Annotated in this window: 17 protein-coding genes; 5 read left to right on the top strand and 12 right to left on the bottom strand. The window is 51.0% G+C overall.

Annotated elements, in window-relative coordinates:
• The 12 genes from DW937_RS14210 to DW937_RS14275 all read right to left on the bottom strand — a co-directional run.
• A partial coding sequence (locus tag DW937_RS14210) for a recombinase family protein (RefSeq protein WP_243111501.1) occupies positions 1 to 503 on the bottom strand: 503 nt, incomplete at its 3' end.
• An 83-nt stretch (positions 504 to 586) separates the two neighbouring features.
• Positions 587 to 1,051, bottom strand: a complete 465-nt coding sequence (locus tag DW937_RS14215) for a hypothetical protein (RefSeq protein WP_097774989.1) — start codon at positions 1,049 to 1,051, stop codon at positions 587 to 589.
• 183 nt (positions 1,052 to 1,234) lie between these two features.
• Positions 1,235 to 1,453 carry a hypothetical protein gene (locus tag DW937_RS14220; protein WP_080545308.1) on the bottom strand — a complete coding sequence of 73 codons (219 nt, stop codon included), beginning with the start codon at positions 1,451 to 1,453 and terminating at the stop codon, positions 1,235 to 1,237.
• A 488-nt stretch (positions 1,454 to 1,941) separates the two neighbouring features.
• On the bottom strand, positions 1,942 to 2,271 hold the full coding sequence (locus tag DW937_RS15085) for a transposase (RefSeq protein ID WP_243111502.1): 330 nt from the start codon (positions 2,269 to 2,271) through the stop codon (positions 1,942 to 1,944).
• A 137-nt stretch (positions 2,272 to 2,408) separates the two neighbouring features.
• Positions 2,409 to 3,344: a hypothetical protein gene (locus DW937_RS14230; protein ID WP_120121444.1), complete on the bottom strand. Its 936-nt coding sequence runs from the start codon at positions 3,342 to 3,344 to the stop codon at positions 2,409 to 2,411.
• Positions 3,345 to 3,356: 12 nt separating this feature from the next.
• Complete coding sequence (locus DW937_RS14235; RefSeq protein WP_243111503.1) at positions 3,357 to 4,862, bottom strand: relaxase/mobilization nuclease domain-containing protein; 1,506 nt, start codon at positions 4,860 to 4,862, stop codon at positions 3,357 to 3,359.
• Between the two features lie 156 nt (positions 4,863 to 5,018).
• Positions 5,019 to 5,483 carry a plasmid mobilization relaxosome protein MobC gene (mobC, locus tag DW937_RS14240; RefSeq protein ID WP_120121447.1) on the bottom strand — a complete coding sequence of 155 codons (465 nt, stop codon included), beginning with the start codon at positions 5,481 to 5,483 and terminating at the stop codon, positions 5,019 to 5,021.
• Complete coding sequence (locus DW937_RS14975) at positions 5,480 to 6,070, bottom strand: hypothetical protein (RefSeq protein WP_165852951.1); 591 nt, start codon at positions 6,068 to 6,070, stop codon at positions 5,480 to 5,482. Before DW937_RS14975 ends, mobC begins: the two co-directional genes overlap by 4 nt.
• A 442-nt stretch (positions 6,071 to 6,512) precedes the next feature.
• Complete coding sequence (locus DW937_RS14260) at positions 6,513 to 7,397, bottom strand: hypothetical protein (protein ID WP_120121450.1); 885 nt, start codon at positions 7,395 to 7,397, stop codon at positions 6,513 to 6,515.
• 52 nt (positions 7,398 to 7,449) lie between these two features.
• Positions 7,450 to 7,827: a type II toxin-antitoxin system HicB family antitoxin gene (locus DW937_RS14265; protein WP_120121452.1), complete on the bottom strand. Its 378-nt coding sequence runs from the start codon at positions 7,825 to 7,827 to the stop codon at positions 7,450 to 7,452.
• Positions 7,828 to 7,967: 140 nt separating this feature from the next.
• Positions 7,968 to 8,159, bottom strand: coding sequence for a type II toxin-antitoxin system HicA family toxin (locus DW937_RS14270; RefSeq protein ID WP_112114942.1), 192 nt, complete (start codon positions 8,157 to 8,159; stop codon positions 7,968 to 7,970).
• 112 nt (positions 8,160 to 8,271) lie between these two features.
• Positions 8,272 to 8,574, bottom strand: coding sequence for a helix-turn-helix transcriptional regulator (locus DW937_RS14275; protein WP_120121454.1), 303 nt, complete (start codon positions 8,572 to 8,574; stop codon positions 8,272 to 8,274).
• A gap of 173 nt (positions 8,575 to 8,747) precedes the next feature.
• Between DW937_RS14275 and DW937_RS14980 the strand changes: the two genes are divergently transcribed.
• The 5 genes from DW937_RS14980 to DW937_RS14300 all read left to right on the top strand — a co-directional run.
• Entirely contained in the window at positions 8,748 to 10,691 is a 1,944-nt protein-coding gene (locus DW937_RS14980) for an Eco57I restriction-modification methylase domain-containing protein (RefSeq protein WP_165852952.1), read from the top strand.
• Complete coding sequence (locus tag DW937_RS14285; RefSeq protein WP_120121457.1) at positions 10,691 to 13,999, top strand: DEAD/DEAH box helicase family protein; 3,309 nt, start codon at positions 10,691 to 10,693, stop codon at positions 13,997 to 13,999. The genes DW937_RS14980 and DW937_RS14285 overlap by 1 nt, the downstream gene beginning before the upstream one ends.
• A 263-nt stretch (positions 14,000 to 14,262) precedes the next feature.
• A complete protein-coding gene (locus DW937_RS14290; RefSeq protein WP_097777721.1) occupies positions 14,263 to 14,568 on the top strand; it encodes a type II toxin-antitoxin system RelB/DinJ family antitoxin in 306 nt (101 codons plus the stop codon).
• Complete coding sequence (locus DW937_RS14295; protein WP_055192261.1) at positions 14,565 to 14,885, top strand: type II toxin-antitoxin system RelE/ParE family toxin; 321 nt, start codon at positions 14,565 to 14,567, stop codon at positions 14,883 to 14,885. The genes DW937_RS14290 and DW937_RS14295 overlap by 4 nt, the downstream gene beginning before the upstream one ends.
• Before the next feature lie 13 nt (positions 14,886 to 14,898).
• Positions 14,899 to 15,395 (top strand): recombinase family protein (locus DW937_RS14300; RefSeq protein WP_133300987.1); only part of this gene is annotated, 497 nt, incomplete at its 3' end.

Consider the following 15,395-nt stretch of genomic DNA (forward strand, 5'->3'; position numbering starts at 1 on the left):
TACGGCACATTGACCGTCAGCGGTACTCCACGCTCTCCCTTGGCCTTCTGAACAGCCCGAATCTTGCGGCTGGTATCACGGGCGTAAAACTCGTTGAACCAGTTCTTAATGCCCGCAAAATCGTTGTTTACGCTGTTTGGGTCAATGGTGTCGTAGTTGTCGTTAATGGCAATGTAGCGAACGCCACACTGGGGAAAAGTGAAGTTTGTGTACAGACCTGTCAAGGCAGAATTGCGTCCCAGTCGGGACAAATCCTTCGTGATAACGATTCCTATATGTCCCGCTTCGATCTCGGTCAGCATACTCTGGAAGCCGGGACGGTCATAGCTCGTGCCGGAGTAGCCATCATCCACAAAGAATACCGGGTTCGGGAAGTGGTTCTTTTTGGCGTATTCCAGAAGGATGGCCTTCTGGTTCTCAATGGACAGGCTTTCGCCGAGCCGTGCGTCCTCTTGCGACAGCCGGCAGTAAAGTGCAGTGATCTTATTCGTTGCTCCAGACATTGTTGTGTCCTCCTTACTCTGTGGAGCAACTGTCAGTACAGGATTGGTTACCGGGTCAAGTATAGCAGAATTGGGCGCAGTTGTCATTCGTCTGCACCCTCATCTTCAAATTTTTGCTGGGCGTTCTTGGCAACAATGCGCTCCAGCTTCTTCAAAAAGGATTCCTTGCCCTCATAGCTGCCGGTCACGGTGTAGGTGGTGTGGCCGACTTTCTCCGTGGTGGTCAGTTCCGGAATCCAGAAAGCGGACAGGTTCTTGACATGGAGGTTGCCGTTCTCGTCCACATAAGAGCCGTGTTTCTTCTGCTCTTCGGTCAAGGGCTTCCGCTTGAAATAGATTTCATTTTCGGAGATGCTCACAGTCTCGCTGGTCTGCTCTTTCGGGGCATCGTCATACAGCTGGGCGAAAAATGCCAGTGCATCTTCGGGTGAGTCTTCCTCCATGAGTTGCTCGAAAACTCGCTGTTCCTCTGCCGAGAGGTTGTTCCATGCGGCTTCCAACTCCTGCTCGTTGGCTGCGTTGACAAAGGCTTCGATCTCTTTTTTCATGGTGCATCCTCCTTTGGCTGCGGAAAGCGTTTTTTCAAAAAATATGGGTTTTCGTGAGAGCAAGAATCGTCCCGTGGCCACAAATTTTCAATTCTTGAAAATTCTTGCCCTTTTGGGACAGCTTCTTGTTGGGGCGTGCCTGCCCCAAACCCTGCTTAGGAGTGAGTGCGATATACTAGGAATTTATTTATTGCTTGCATCGGTTTTGTCGTTTCCCTTTTTCTTACGAGACAAACCTAAACAAAGATGCGTCGAGCCAAGGCAAAGAAATGATGAACCAAGACACAACCATACAACAGCCATAGAATTATCATTTCCACTTATGAAGCTAATAAGTGAAGCCATATATAACAGAGCAGAAGCTGCATAGAATAAGATAGATTTCTTGGTTTCTTTTTTCATAAATAATCGCCTCCACAAATCGATTTGTTGAGTCAATTATACCACGTTCTTTATCGAAATTACACCCTCTACATGGGAGAACTTGGCCGATTTACTGCGTACGTGCGTACCCATCTTCCGTATACACGTATGCGGCGATTTGCCCGAAACGCACTCTATACAGCCGTTCCCCCTCGGAGAGCCCACTACACTTTGCAGACCACAGGGATGAAAGTGTCATAGTGGGTTATTACACTTCCGCAGAAGTGCCTTCTCCTCGCCGCAGACAGCCGGGTGTGCCTTTTGTGAGAGCTTTCTGTGCGGCGAATCCACATCGCCCACAGGCGATGTGAGCAGGGATTCTAAGGGGCGCAGCACCCTTGGCACACAACTTTGCTACAAAGTCTAGTGTGTTACACCTTTCCAGAGGTGTACACGTTCCTGAAATGCAAAAAGTCCCATATCCAATACCTTGACGGTGCGGACATGGGACTTGATGCTTCCTCGGCCTAGCCGGGTACTCGTAACCAATCCTGACAGGCAGTTGCCGTGTCATTTCTCGAAAACTGTTTTACGAATACCCAGCACCCGGACGCACCCTGCCAAAAGCCACAGACAATAGCGATATGTACAACAGGGAGTTCCCCGGCGGGAACTTCCTGTTTTTCTTTTCCTGCAAGATGAGCCTGTTCTGCCTGCCATGCAGCAAATTCTCTTTGCCCTTCCTCGCTGTTCCAGCAGGCAAGGATGGCCGGGTAGAATGCCCGTGCCAGACGGTCAATGACTTCATCGGGATAGGGGGAAGAGTTTGTAGACTTTTTCTTTTTGTTCAAACGCACGCTCCTTTGATCGTCCCACCGTGGCAAAGTCGGGCGAGAAAATCAAAGTTTCAATTTTTATCAGGCGCAGGGGCGCGGATGGTTTCCGCCCTGCACTTGCGGCTGGTGGCCCGTTGATGGCTTACAAGTGCCTGTCGTTATGCCGTTTTAGAGGATTCATCGCTGGATTCTGCAAGAACTTCATCCAGCGTTTTCAAAAATTCAAGATGAGGCTTCAGGGCAAAGCGAAGAACTTTGACCTGTTCCGGATGCGTAAGAAGTTTCGGGTTCAAGTCGAACGTAACTTCCCAACTCTTTCGCATGAGAGATTCAGCATTGTGGAGCCGGTAGTACAGTTCGAGAAACTTTTGGGGAACATCATAGCTTTCATCAATGGTGTTGCTGGCGGCTTTCTCTGCCTGCTTCACCGTTACTTTGTTAGGCTTGACTTTCTTCGGCTTCGGCACATAATTCTTGATTTCCTCAAAAATTTCAGCCTGTTCTTCGGGCTTGGCCTTGCCGAGATTTTCGAGAAGATAATCGGGAATGTGCAGTTCCTCACGGAAGAACCGATCACGGAAACCGGGAGACAGTTCATCCGCAACATCAACGCCGTGTGCATAGTATTCTGCCCGGCGGACTGAACTTGCGCTGCTGTGATTTTCCTGTGCAATGCGCTCACAGGTTTTCATGGGCTTCTGGTTGTGTTCAGATTGAACACTGCCAGATTTCTTTGCGGTATGCTGATTGCCGCGAAATGCTTCGGTATGCTTTTCAGAGGAATACTGCTTCCCCATAAGGAACTTCTTCTGCTCCGGGGTCAGATTACGCCGCCCCAACTGATTCTTGCAGATCCATGCGAGGACTTCTTCTCTGCTTTTAAACGGGAGCGGCATAGTCGAGAAATAGATTTCGGGGTGCTTCTGGAGAATTGCATAACGATTGTGGCCGTCAACAAGGGTGTTGTTCCAAACGATCAAAGGAGAGAGCAGCTTGCCCTCTTTGAGGATATTTTCTTCAAGCTGCTTGAATTCATCATCGGTCAGTGGAGGGATCTGGGACTGGAACTCCGGGTCGATTTTCAGATTGATCATACGCACACTCCTTTATCTCTCCTGCTGCGCCGGTTCTTCCTCCCGGAAAAAGGACGCAACATTCTGCTTTGCGGTTTTCAGTTTGAGCAGTTCTTCCTTGGCTTCCTTGTACTGCTCGTAGAACTTTGCCTTTTCGGATGCCAGCAGCGCATACTCGGCTTCCAGCTTTTTCGGGCTGGGCAGCTTGGTGATGTCGTTTGCCTTGAAATAGGCTGCTGCCGCCCGGTACGCTGTCAGCTCTGCACGATGCTGCTCCTCAAAGACTGCGGGTCGTTTGGCAGTCTTTAACTGCTGTGCGATGTTCTTGGTGTTGTTGTAAGCTGCCACCTGCTCCAACAATTTGCGAGTGGATTTCATGCGGGCATCGAGGTCAAGCACGACTTCCTTTGCATGGTCATACTGCGATTGCAGTTCTTCAATGCGCCGGTCGAGTGCGTCCTCGTTGAGCAGACCTTTTTCCTGCAAGAGAATCAAAGTCTGCGAAATGGCTTTGAGATTGTGCTTCTTCGCCCAACGCTCGTAGCCGATGCCCTTGCCCTGTTTCAGCTTCGCCTGAATATCGACCAGTTTCCCAATGCGGTCAGGCTTGGGTTGGACAGCGCGTTTGCGCTCAGCATTTTCTTGTAAGGTGGCAAGCACGAGTCCTTTCTCAAACTTGTCACCGAGATGTTTCGCCCGGATAAACTTTGTTCTGCCAGAGGGCAGATAGCTGAGCTGCCCACGGCTTTCCTTGACGGCAATGCCGTGCTGCTGCATGAGCCTGTTGGAAAAATCTTCAAAGCTGGTGGCACGGTACAGCACCGAAGAAATCTGTTTCCGCAAGGTTCGCGTTTGCGAAGCAACAAAAGCCCCAGTGGGGCTTTTGAGTGACCGAGCGGTTTGTGCAGCAAATGGAGGGGCCTCGCCCCGACAAGCGACTTTCACGGTTTCAAACTTCTTCTGCTTGGGCGGCTGTCCGACTGCGGTGAGGGCTGCGTTTTTACGGTCAAATTTCTGCTGCCCACGCCGTCTTGCCCAATACTTGGCCTCGCTGACACGTTCTTTCGAGCCGTTGAGCAGGTCGATCTGGTACAGTCCGGCACCTTCGCACAGCTCCATGACCTCGACACGCAAATGCCGCATGGTCTGGGCTGTGCTGGAGTGTTTCATGCCCTCTAGCCAGTCGCGGGGCTTCTGCATATAGGGCTTACGTTCCACTTCCCGTGTTCGGATGCTGCCGATCACGATGTGGACATGGATATTTCCCGAATGGTTATGCCCATCCGGGTGAGTGCAGACGATGGCAGGGTGACCGGGAAAGTTTTCTTTACAGAATTTCAGGCCAAGTGCCTGTGCCTTTTCCATGGTCAGCCCGTTGTCGGCTGCATCTCTGGGGTCAAAGCTGATGATATATTGGTGGCTCTTAATATCATCGCGTTGGGTGTTCTTGCCATACTTGCGGTTTGCCAGCAGACAGGCCGTTGCGAACGAGAAATTGCCGCACTCAAGGGTGTCGAGGATGTACGATTCTCGCAGCATGGGTCGGCCTTGCTTGTCCAGAATTACCTTGCCGGAAAATTCATCGTGCTGGTAAACGAGGTACGCTTCGATGGCGGAATAGTCCGAATTTTTATTACAATTCGATTGTTCAAATCGTTGGCAACAACATCGAATTGTATGTCGCAAATATGCGGTTTATGGTTGAACAACGCAGTTGCCCTTGTGACTGAGGCGATATGCTTGAGCGTTGCCATACAGTTCACCCAGAACTTTCTCGGCGTGGAGCCGGAATGCGGTCAGGTCTGCAAGTTCGTCAAGGAGTTTCGCCCGCAGTTGTTCGGTGTCTGCGCCGCCGGAGTTGAAGTGCCTTGCAAGCTGGTTGAGGTTGGTGCCCACCTTGCTGCACTGGGCAAGCAGGGTGGAAACGGCGGTCAAGGTTTCTTCTCCGCCGCCGGCAACGATGACTGTTTTCTCGATCTTGACGTTGTGGATGGCACGGCGGATAAAAGTGGAGAGGGAGAGATTCAGGAGTTTGCAAGTGAGTTCCAGTGACGTTTTTTCCTCCGCTGTCACACGGAACTTGATGACGTGCGTTTTGTTGTTCGGCGTGTCGTGGTGCTGGGAATTGCTAGGAATCGGTTGAACATTCGTTTTGGTCATTGTGCCTCCTGTCTGTTCGATAACTCCTCGGTGAAGTTATGTAAGCACGACACGCCGTTCCATTCGTGCCGCAAGGCATGAATGATGAGCAGGGTTTGGGGCAGGCACGCCCCAACAAGATCACTTCTCAAACTCGCAAGAGTTTGAGAAGTGAAGTCCCGGATGGACAGAACATTTTCAAGAATTGAAAATTTGTGGCCACGGGACGGTTCTTGCCATCTACCGCTGCGCTCAAAATCATCTTTCGACAAATGTTTCCGAATTGTTAAGGCGCAAAAATAAGTAGAAGTTGTGCTGCTCATGTAAGGAGGTCGCCGTTTGCTCCGAACGAAGTTCCTGCCCCTGTTTTGCAGCGGCGTTGGCTGGAAAGCCGGTATCACGTTCGGACGGCTCATGAAATTTTCAAGGTGCAATCTTCCCCGGAAAAGAAAAATACCGCCCACGCAGCGCAGCGATGATTTTGTCGGGTGAATCGGCGGCAAAATGAATCGGGTGTGTTGCGGGGCGGTATGCTCTTTCTGGGCAATCATCCACTGAAAGTGGTGGTTATCACGATGAGAACCACCACTTCCTGTGGTTGTGTTCAAAATGAACACAACCATATTTTGTGGAGAGATTCAGGCTACTCCACAAAATCAGTGGGATTTACAAGAAAAATACCACTATATGTGAAAATCGTCAAGAGGGATTTGAAAAATTTATGGCAGTAAAGTGGAGAAAGTAGGACTATTGAATCAAAAAATAAGGTGCTGCGAGCGGGAAAATTACAATAAGCCAAAATCCGAAAACGCCAAACAGCCCATGTGTCCGAAGGAAAAAGAGGACGCTATTGTGGAAGCGTTGAAGTATTTTAAGATGATATAAAGAGAACTCCCACGATTTACAAGCATGTGGGTGCTTGTAGATCGTGGGAGTTTTTAAGATTGTTTGTTATCGAACAGCTAACCAGATAGAAATGTATATTACCCACATATTACATCTTCTACATCTTCACGGTAGGTCATCCGTTTTACTTTAGCTATTTTTCAATTATACATAAATAGCAATAGGAATGACCATTACAGCAGGACCAGATATCTTGGTCTTCACCTCAGGTATATTATACTGCGCTATATCGTCATTCTGAAAACCGGAAAGCATTTCTGAAAGAAGTTCACTCGGAAAAATAGATAGAGATGTCTTTCTTAGAAGGTCGATGTTTTCATTTTTGTCTTTGCAAATGGTTATAACTTTTCCGAGGACCTTGAAGTGTCCACCAAGAATTTCAGAAATATTATCATTTGACAGATATTGTTCCTGAGCAGATAAAACAACAGTTCCCGCAGAATCAGACAGGATGAAGTCTATTGTTCCGCTATGTTTAAGTTCGTTGGCAAAAGATTTGATTTTCTTGACAGTTTCATCTTCTTGTTGTTTTTGGATCCTTGCCTGTGCTTTCCCACCCAGTTGAGGCTTTTCAGCAAAAATATCAGCCATCCGAAGCACGTCTACAAAAATATCCATACAATCTATTAACGGATTCTTTTGAAGCTCCCCTTCTATTTCAATAAAATCACCGATTTTTATACTTTCAATATCAAACCCCGACTTCAGAATTCTTTTATCAACTAGAAATGTCCGAAATTTAGACAGCAAAGAGACATTGGTATGAACTTTTTCCTTGGTTGTATTTTCGTTTTCTCCATGGTTTCCCGAATGGGATAGTTCTCCCTTCAGATCAATTTTGAGTAATTTACTCAAAATTGTTGCAGATGTAGAAGCTCCTGCTTCAAGCTTTTGCGTGTTGTTGTTTTCCTTATGCTCGGTATAGCTTACTTGGCTTACTGTAGAAAAGCCATCTTCAATAATTGCAAGCATATCCAAAACTATTTTTTCATTAATATATACAGGTATCATCAACTGATTTGTATCCATGTTTACTTCCTCCACTTTATCAATCTAACTTAACCAATTAACAGATTTGCTATTACGCCAAATGGAGTTTCTCTTTCAGCGCATCCTGAAGGACGCCGGAAAAATTGATGTGTGCCGCTTCAGCGGCATCGTTGAGCCAGCCGGGAATGGAAAGGGTTTTCTTTACGGGTCTGTACCGCTTTTCGTACTCTTCCATATCGAAAGGCACCATCACCACAAAATCTTCCGGGTCAACGTGGAGTGCAGAAGGGACAGAAGGCTCTGGGCAGACTTTGCAATCTTCCAGCATAAGGCCAATGGCATCCTGTGCCATGCGGACAGACTCGTCCATGGTGTCGCCTTGGGTGAAGCACCCCTCAATATCGGGGATCTCAACAGAGTACCCGGTTTCTTCCGGGTGAAAAATTGCAGGATAGAAAATAGCGTTCATAATGTGACCTCACCTTTTATAATTTAACAAACAATCAATGTACCTTTACTTAACAGGCCGACATTATTGGTTGGAAATTGTAGAATAGTCTATGCAGTGCTTCGCAGTTTCAGAATATGAAGTCTACAATCGTCATATTCTTACTTTTTGAGTCCGGCTAATTTGAGAATGTTTTTCTCGGTGCCGGGCTTCAGATCCTTTGCGTGAAATGGAACGACAGTGGTTTTGTTGGTAGTTGGGTTATGGTACTTGTAGTGTGACCCATTTGCACTGACTAAAACAAAGCCGTTCTGCTCCAGCAAGCGAATCATTTGCTTGGGAGTCATCGGCATGGTGAGCGCCCCTCCTTTCCTTCAGGATTACATCTTCATTGTATACGTACTTTACGTATTTGTCAAGAGGCGAAATAAGCCGCCCAGCGAGACCGTAAGGTCGCTGGGCGGCTTATTTTTTGCGTTTCCAGAGCAGATATTCTTCGTAGCGGTGCATCTCGTTCTGTTCTTCTTCGGTCAGGCGCTGGCGCTGTTTGCGGGCTTCGTCCGAGGGGTCGATGTCGGTCAGGCCCAGAAGGTAGTCGGCGGAGGTGCCGTAGAGCTTGCAGATGGCAAGCAGCACATTGCTGAAGGGGTAGCTCTTTCCCTGTTCCCACGCACGGACAGACCAAACGGAAATACCAAGTTTGTCCGCAAGAGTCTGCTGTGTGTCATCATTTAGTTTGCGGAGTTCTGCCAATCGTTCCCCAAGCATAGCTTGACCACCTTTCCTTACTACTAGTATATGAATCACTCCTACTTTTGACGAAAAGTGGCTGTACAATACTAGACAAGGCAAAAAGTAGCTGCATAATACTAGTATAGGACGGAACTAGTACAAAAATACTACTTCCGTCGCAACGCTAAGGCAAAGCGAGGGAATCCCCGTTGGAACAACTGATCGACTTTCAAGCACCGGAAGTGCAGGCGGTGCTGGATACGCTACTAAAAGATAAATCTACCGGCAAGAACATCATCTGGGCCACCGACCCGCCGGAGGAACTGCAAACGGTAATGTACGAGCCGGTGACGGATAGATCCCAGATCACCACCCAGCAGCTTGGGCTGACCCACTACGAGGTGGTGCTGCCCCGGATGATGAAGCAGACCGATACCCAGCAGCAGCGCACCCGCAAAAAAGGCGAGGTGTTCAGCCCCGCATGGGTCTGCAACAAGATGAATAACGCACTGGATGCCGACTGGTTCCGTGGGCTGGGGGCAGAGGAGAGCGCCGGGCAGTTCACGGTGGAGCTGCCCCAAGGCTGGCAGACGGTGGAAACGCCAGTGCAGTTCCCGGCTTGCAAGGGCAAGACCCCGGCATGGGTGCAGTATGTGCAGAGCCGCCGCTTGGAGGTGACCTGCGGCGAAGCCCCCTTTCTGGCGTCTCGCTACGATGCCGCCACCGGCGAGATGATCCCGGTAGCCCGGCGCATTGGCATTCTGGACCGCAAGCTGCGGGTGGTAAGCGAGAACGCCGCCACCGAGGACGAGTGGCGCAAATATGCCACCCATGCGGTGCAGTCCACCTACGGCTACGAGTATCAGGGTGATAACCTTTTGCTGGCACGGGTCAACCTTCTGCTGACCTATGCAGAGCATCTGCAAGCACGCTGGCAGCGCAAACCCACAAAAGAAGAGTTACAGCCTATCGCCACCATCATCAGCTGGAACCTGTGGCAGATGGACGGCTTGCACCTGTCTGTGCCCGGCGGCAAGCCTCAGCCGGAGGCAGAACAGCTTGACCTCTTTTCCATGTTCGGAGCGGCAGAGCCGCAGCCGCCCACGGTATCCTGCAAAGTGAAAAACTGGCGCAAGGGCAGCCATGGAACCGCCCAGAACTTTGAAACCATTCAGGAAGGGAGTACCAGCATGAAGTTTGATTATGTTATCGGAAACCCGCCGTATCAGGAAGTTGATGGAGGTTCAGGCGCAAGCGCAACGCCGGTATATAACAAATTCATTGAGGAAACAAAGACATTGAATCCAACGGCAATGTCTTTTATCATTCCAGCAAAATGGTATTCTGGTGGTAAAGGGTTGGATAAATTTCGAGAGCAGATGTTAAACGACAAACGAATGGCAGTACTCGTTGACTATCCTAACTCGCTGGATGTTTTTCCGAATGTGGATGTTGCTGGTGGTGTATGCTATTTTGTGTGGGCTAAGTTACATGAGGGAAAATGCTATTACATAAATTACCGAGATGGGGTTAAGACATCCGAATTCCGTGATTTGAATGAGTTTTCGACATTTATTCGTTATCCAATCGCTGCCGAGATAGTTAAGAAGGTGCGTCTGAAAGGAGAGCAGACGCTTGATACGATAGTTTCCAGCCGAAAGCCGTTTGGTCTTGCTACAAATGTGAAACCGCTCAAAGCAGGAGATATTCAACTGAGATTTAATGGTGGGATAGGCCCATATAAAAGAAGTTTGATTTCTACGGGTATAGAAAATATAGACCGCTATAAAATCATTATTTCATATTTGACGGCAGAACACGCAGGACAGCCCGACAAGAACGGACAATACCGCATTCTTTCGACAATGGAAAAGCAGTCGCCGAAAGTAGTTTGTTCAGAAACGTATCTCGTTGCAGGAGCATTTGACACAGAAGCTGAAGCAGATAACTATATGAGATACCTAAAAACACGATTTGTGCGTTTTTTGATTTCGATTTTGGCGATGACACAGCATATCAGCAAAGGTATGTTTGGCTTTGTTCCTGTTCAGGATTTTTCAAGAGCGTGGACGGATGAAGAACTGTTTTCAAAGTATAAACTAACTTCTGATGAAGTGACATTCATACAAAGCATTATAAAGGAGATGGCATAATGGCTGGCATAACCCTGCGCACTGCCCGGCAGGTGGTGCCCATGATCTACGCCTATACCACCCCGGAAATTGCCCGGCACAACGGCTGGACGAAGATCGGCTACACCGAGCAGTCGGCGGACAAACGTCTGAAACAGCAGACCCACACCGCCGATGTGCTGTACCATGAGGAGTGGCGGGGCAATGCCGTCTATGATGACGGCAGCGGCGAGGTGTTCACCGACCACGATTTCCACGCCTATCTCCGCAAGCTCCGGGTGGAGAACGACCGCAAAAACGAGTGGTTCCATCTGGATGGGCAGCAGTCCCGGCGGTATTTTCAGGATTTCCGCATGAATCGGGGCCGGGTACAGCTGGATGCCGCCATCGCCTACACCCTGCGGGAGGAGCAGGCAAGGGCTGTCCGCGACACCAAGACCTATTACCAGAGCCACCCCGGCGGGGAATACCTCTGGAACGCCAAGCCCCGCTTTGGCAAGACTCTCTCCGTCTACGATTTCTGCAAGCAGGTCGATGCACAGACGGTGCTCATCGTTACCAACCGCCCGGCCATCGCCAATAGCTGGTACAGCGACTATGTGCGCTTTCTGGGCAGGGAGTCCGGCTATCTCTTCGTCAGCCATGTGGATGCCCTTGCCGGGCAGCCCCATGTGCTGGACGAGCAAGGCTATCTGGATGCCGCCGCGCAGGGCGAGAAACTGTATAAGCGCATTGAGTTCGTCAGCCTGCAGGACATGAAAGGCTCCAAGTATTTCGGCGGCGAGTACGACAAGCTGCGCCACCTGACCGAGCTGAACTGGGATGTGCTGGTCATCGACGAAGCCCATGAGGGCGTGGACACCTACAAGACCGACCTTGCCTTTGACCGCATCCGCCGCAAGTTCACGCTGCACCTGTCCGGCACGCCCTTCAAGGCACTGGCGAACGATAAGTTTGCCGGGGATGCCATCTTCAACTGGACCTACGCCGACGAACAGGCCGCCAAGCGGAACTGGCAGGGCGCACCGGGGCAGCAGAACCCCTATGCAAACCTCCCCATGCTCAACCTCTACACCTACCAGATGTCCGAGATCATCCGGGACGAGATCCGGCAGGGTGTAGAGATCGACGGCGAAACGCAGGAATTTGCCTTTGACCTGAACGAGTTCTTTAAGGTGAAGCCTAGCGGCAGCGTTGAGCACGAAGCCGAGGTGGACCGCTTTCTGGATGCCATGACCACCCAGAACAAATTTCCGTTTTCCACCCCGGAGCTGCGTGCCGAACTGAAGCACACCTTCTGGCTGCTGAACCGGGTGGACAGCGCCAGAGCACTGGCGAAAAAGCTGCAGGCGCACCCGGTATTCCGGGACTATGAGGTGATCCTAGCCGCCGGTGACGGCAAGCTGGACGACACGGACGAGAACCAGAAGAGCTTTGACCGGGTAAAAGCCGCCATCGCCCACCACGAAAAGACCATCACCCTGTCGGTGGGGCAGCTGACCACCGGTGTCACCATCCCGGAGTGGTCGGCGGTGCTGATGCTCTCCAACCTAAAAAGCCCGGCGCTGTATATGCAGGCGGCGTTCCGTGCCCAGAACCCCTGCCTTTTCCACGAAAACGGCACCTTCCGCCGCAAAGAGAACGCCTATGTGTTCGATTTTGACCCTGCCCGCACCCTGCTGATCTACGAGCGGTTCGCCAACGACCTTTCACAGGACACCGCCAGCGGCAAGGGTGACACCGAGGAGCGCAAGGCGCACATCCAGACCCTGCTCAATTTCTTCCCGGTCATCGGCGAGGACGAGGAAGGGGAGATGATCCCGCTGGATGCAGAAAAAGTCCTCAGCATCCCCCGCAAGATCAAGTCCAAAGAAGTGGTGCGGATGGGCTTCCAGAGCAATTTCCTGTTCCAGAACATTTCCAACGTGTTCAGTGCGCCGCAGGAGGTGCTGGATATTCTGCAAAACTTCCAGCCTATCAGCGAGGCAAAGGCAAAGCCCATCCAGATCACCCCGGACACCGGCGCAGACCTCTCCCTGAACGACAAGGGCGAGGTGGACTTGGATGAGGGCTACGTCATCGGCAAGGCAGCGGATGTGTTCGGGGCAAAAATCTACGAAAGCACCCCGGCGCTGGACACCGCCCTGCAAGACCTGACCGATACCCCGGCTCCTGCCAAAGAAGAGCATCTGGAACCCCTGAAAAAGAGCATCACCAAAGAGATCATCACCCCCATGGTGGAGCAGGCAAAGCAGGAGTATGGTCGGGACCTGAAGCTGTCCGACCAGAAGCGGTTTGAGAGTACCGCCAAAGCCAAGATGGACGTGGCGGTGAACAGGGTGGTGGACAACTACCGCATCGACCAGAGCCAGTTGGAAGAAAAGCGCACCCAGCAGCTGCAAAGCTGCACCACCGCCCAGCAGCGCCAGCAGGTGAACCGGGAATTTGACGCAAAGCAGCAGCAGAGCACCGCCGCCCTGATGGAGACGTTGCAATCCACCATCCAGCAGACAGCGCAGGAGATGCAGCAGACCATCGTGCGCACCGTGGAGACCAACCAGAAGGAGCAGGAGAAAAAGGGCTACGAGGACACTGTCCGCGACCACCTCCGGGGCTTCTCCCGCACCATCCCGTCCTTCCTCATGGCCTACGGCGACGAGACCGTGACACTGGCGAATTTTGACCGGATCATCCCGGACAAGGTCTTTCAGGAGGTCACCAGCATCACGCTGGAACAGTTCCGCTTTTTGCGGGACGGCGGCCCCTACCTCAACCAAGCCACCGGGCAGCAGGAGCACTTTGCCGGTCATCTGTTCGACCCGGTGGTGTTCGATGACTCGGTGAAGGAGTTTCTGAACCTGAAGGTCAAGCTGGCGGATTACTTCGACGAGAGCCGTACCGCGGATATCTTCGACTACATCCCACCCCAGAAAACCAACCAGATCTTTACCCCCAAGTGGGTGGTGAAAAAGATGGTGGATTTGCTGGAGCAGGAAAACCCCGGCTGCTTCGATGACCCCGGCAAGACCTTTCTCGACCCCTACATGAAGTCTGGTCTGTACATTACGGAGATCGTCAAGCGGCTCTACCGCAGCGAGAAGATGCGGCAGGCTTTTCCGGACGACAACGCCCGGCTGGAGCATATCTTTGCCAAACAGGTCTATGGGCTTGCGCCGACTGAGATCATCTACCGCATTGCCATCAGCTACATTCTGGGTTTTACAAAGGGTCACGGCATCACCGCCCACCATATCAGTCAGGCGGATACGCTGGAATTTGCCAAGGCTGGCACCATGGAAAGGGAACTGGATAAGATCTTCAGAGATTGAGAAAACAGAATACAGCATAAAACCAAGGGCGGCTGTCTGCATGGGTGCAGAGGGCCGCCCTTGCGCTTTTTTGCGGAATGGAAGGGAGGAATAAACAATTATTGAAAGGACGAGAATCGCAGTGTTAAAATTAGTTGGTGGGGACGGTGCCCATCTGGGCAAGTACCAAAATTTTTCGGCAAATTTTGTGCAGCCCGCAGAAATCAATAAGCCCTATTGAAAAGTGACGTAAAATGCGTTACAATAAAGCTGAGGTGATAACCATGGAAAAAACGATGACACTCAATCTCCGTGTCAACCCCACCGTGAAACAGCAGGCCGAGGATGTGCTGAAGCAGCTTGGTATCCCGATGGCAACTGCCATTGATATGTACCTGCGCCAGATTACCATGACTGGCGGCATTCCCTTCTCGCTGTCCCTGCCGAAAGCTCCTACGGCTCTGAACGCTGATACCATGACTGATGATCAGCTCCATGCAGCCTTGCAGGTAGGCATCAAGGAGATTCAGAACGGTGATACCGTGGATGCCGCAAGCGCATTCGCACAATTCAGGGAACAGCACAGATGAAGCAGTATGACGTGAAAATTTCTCGTGCAGCCCTCAGCGATATGGAGCAGATTTACAGCTACATTGCTGACCGTCTGCTGGAGCCTGACACGGCTATGGGGCAGTATAACCGTATTGCAGAAGCCATCCAGTCGCTGAACATCCTGCCGGAACGTTGTGCGCTGGTGGAAAGCGAACCGGAGCGCACCCAAGGGCTGCGGCAGATGCTGGTGGACAACTACTCGGTGTTCTACATCGTGGGCGAGGATACCGTGTCGGTGGCTCGTGTGCTGTACAGTGCATCTGACCTTGTGCGCCGCCTGCGGAGAATGAAGTGAAAGGGGTGTTTGCATGACCGCCGTAATCTACGCCCGCTATTCCAGTGATAACCAGCGTGAAGAATCCATCAAAGGGCAGATTCGGGAATGCACGGCCTATGCGGAAAAGAACGGCATCACGGTCATCAAGCACTACATCGACCGTGCGCTCTCCGCCAAGACGGACAATCGTCCGGAGTTCCAGCAGATGATCAAAGACAGCGGCAAGAAACTGTTTGATGTTGTTCTCGTCTGGAAATTTGACCGCTTTGCCCGGAATCGTTTTGATAGCGCAAATTACAAGATGATCCTGAAAAAGAACGGTGTCCACCTGATCTCCGTTATGGAACCCATTGCCGAGGGCTCACAGGGCATTCTGGTGGAAACCCTTCTGGAAGGTATGGCTGAATACTATTCCGCAGAACTTTCCGAAAAGGTGATTCGTGGTCAGACCGAGAACGCTTTGAAAGGAAAGTGCACTGGCGGTACGGGAACCATAGGCTACAAAATCGACGAGGAAAAGTTTTATCA

The organism is Faecalibacterium sp. AM43-5AT (genome assembly GCF_003603345.1).
Taxonomy (GTDB): Bacteria; Bacillota; Clostridia; order Oscillospirales; family Ruminococcaceae; genus Faecalibacterium; species Faecalibacterium taiwanense.

Excerpts from the sequence above, each read along its gene's own strand:
- DW937_RS14290 (WP_097777721.1), top strand. The coding sequence starts at position 14,263 with ATGGAAAAAACGATGACACTCAATCTCCGTGTCAACCCCACCGTGAAA.
- DW937_RS14265 (WP_120121452.1), bottom strand. The coding sequence starts at position 7,827 with ATGAACGCTATTTTCTATCCTGCAATTTTTCACCCGGAAGAAACCGGG.
- DW937_RS14230 (WP_120121444.1), bottom strand. The coding sequence starts at position 3,344 with ATGATCAATCTGAAAATCGACCCGGAGTTCCAGTCCCAGATCCCTCCA.
- DW937_RS14215 (WP_097774989.1), bottom strand. The coding sequence starts at position 1,051 with ATGAAAAAAGAGATCGAAGCCTTTGTCAACGCAGCCAACGAGCAGGAG.
- DW937_RS14260 (WP_120121450.1), bottom strand. The coding sequence starts at position 7,397 with ATGGATACAAATCAGTTGATGATACCTGTATATATTAATGAAAAAATA.
- DW937_RS14235 (WP_243111503.1), bottom strand. The coding sequence starts at position 4,862 with ATGCTGCGAGAATCGTACATCCTCGACACCCTTGAGTGCGGCAATTTC.
- DW937_RS14285 (WP_120121457.1), top strand. The coding sequence starts at position 10,691 with ATGGCTGGCATAACCCTGCGCACTGCCCGGCAGGTGGTGCCCATGATC.
- mobC (WP_120121447.1), bottom strand. The coding sequence starts at position 5,483 with ATGACCAAAACGAATGTTCAACCGATTCCTAGCAATTCCCAGCACCAC.
- DW937_RS14275 (WP_120121454.1), bottom strand. The coding sequence starts at position 8,574 with ATGCTTGGGGAACGATTGGCAGAACTCCGCAAACTAAATGATGACACA.
- DW937_RS14295 (WP_055192261.1), top strand. The coding sequence starts at position 14,565 with ATGAAGCAGTATGACGTGAAAATTTCTCGTGCAGCCCTCAGCGATATG.
- DW937_RS14270 (WP_112114942.1), bottom strand. The coding sequence starts at position 8,159 with ATGCCGATGACTCCCAAGCAAATGATTCGCTTGCTGGAGCAGAACGGC.
- DW937_RS14220 (WP_080545308.1), bottom strand. The coding sequence starts at position 1,453 with ATGAAAAAAGAAACCAAGAAATCTATCTTATTCTATGCAGCTTCTGCT.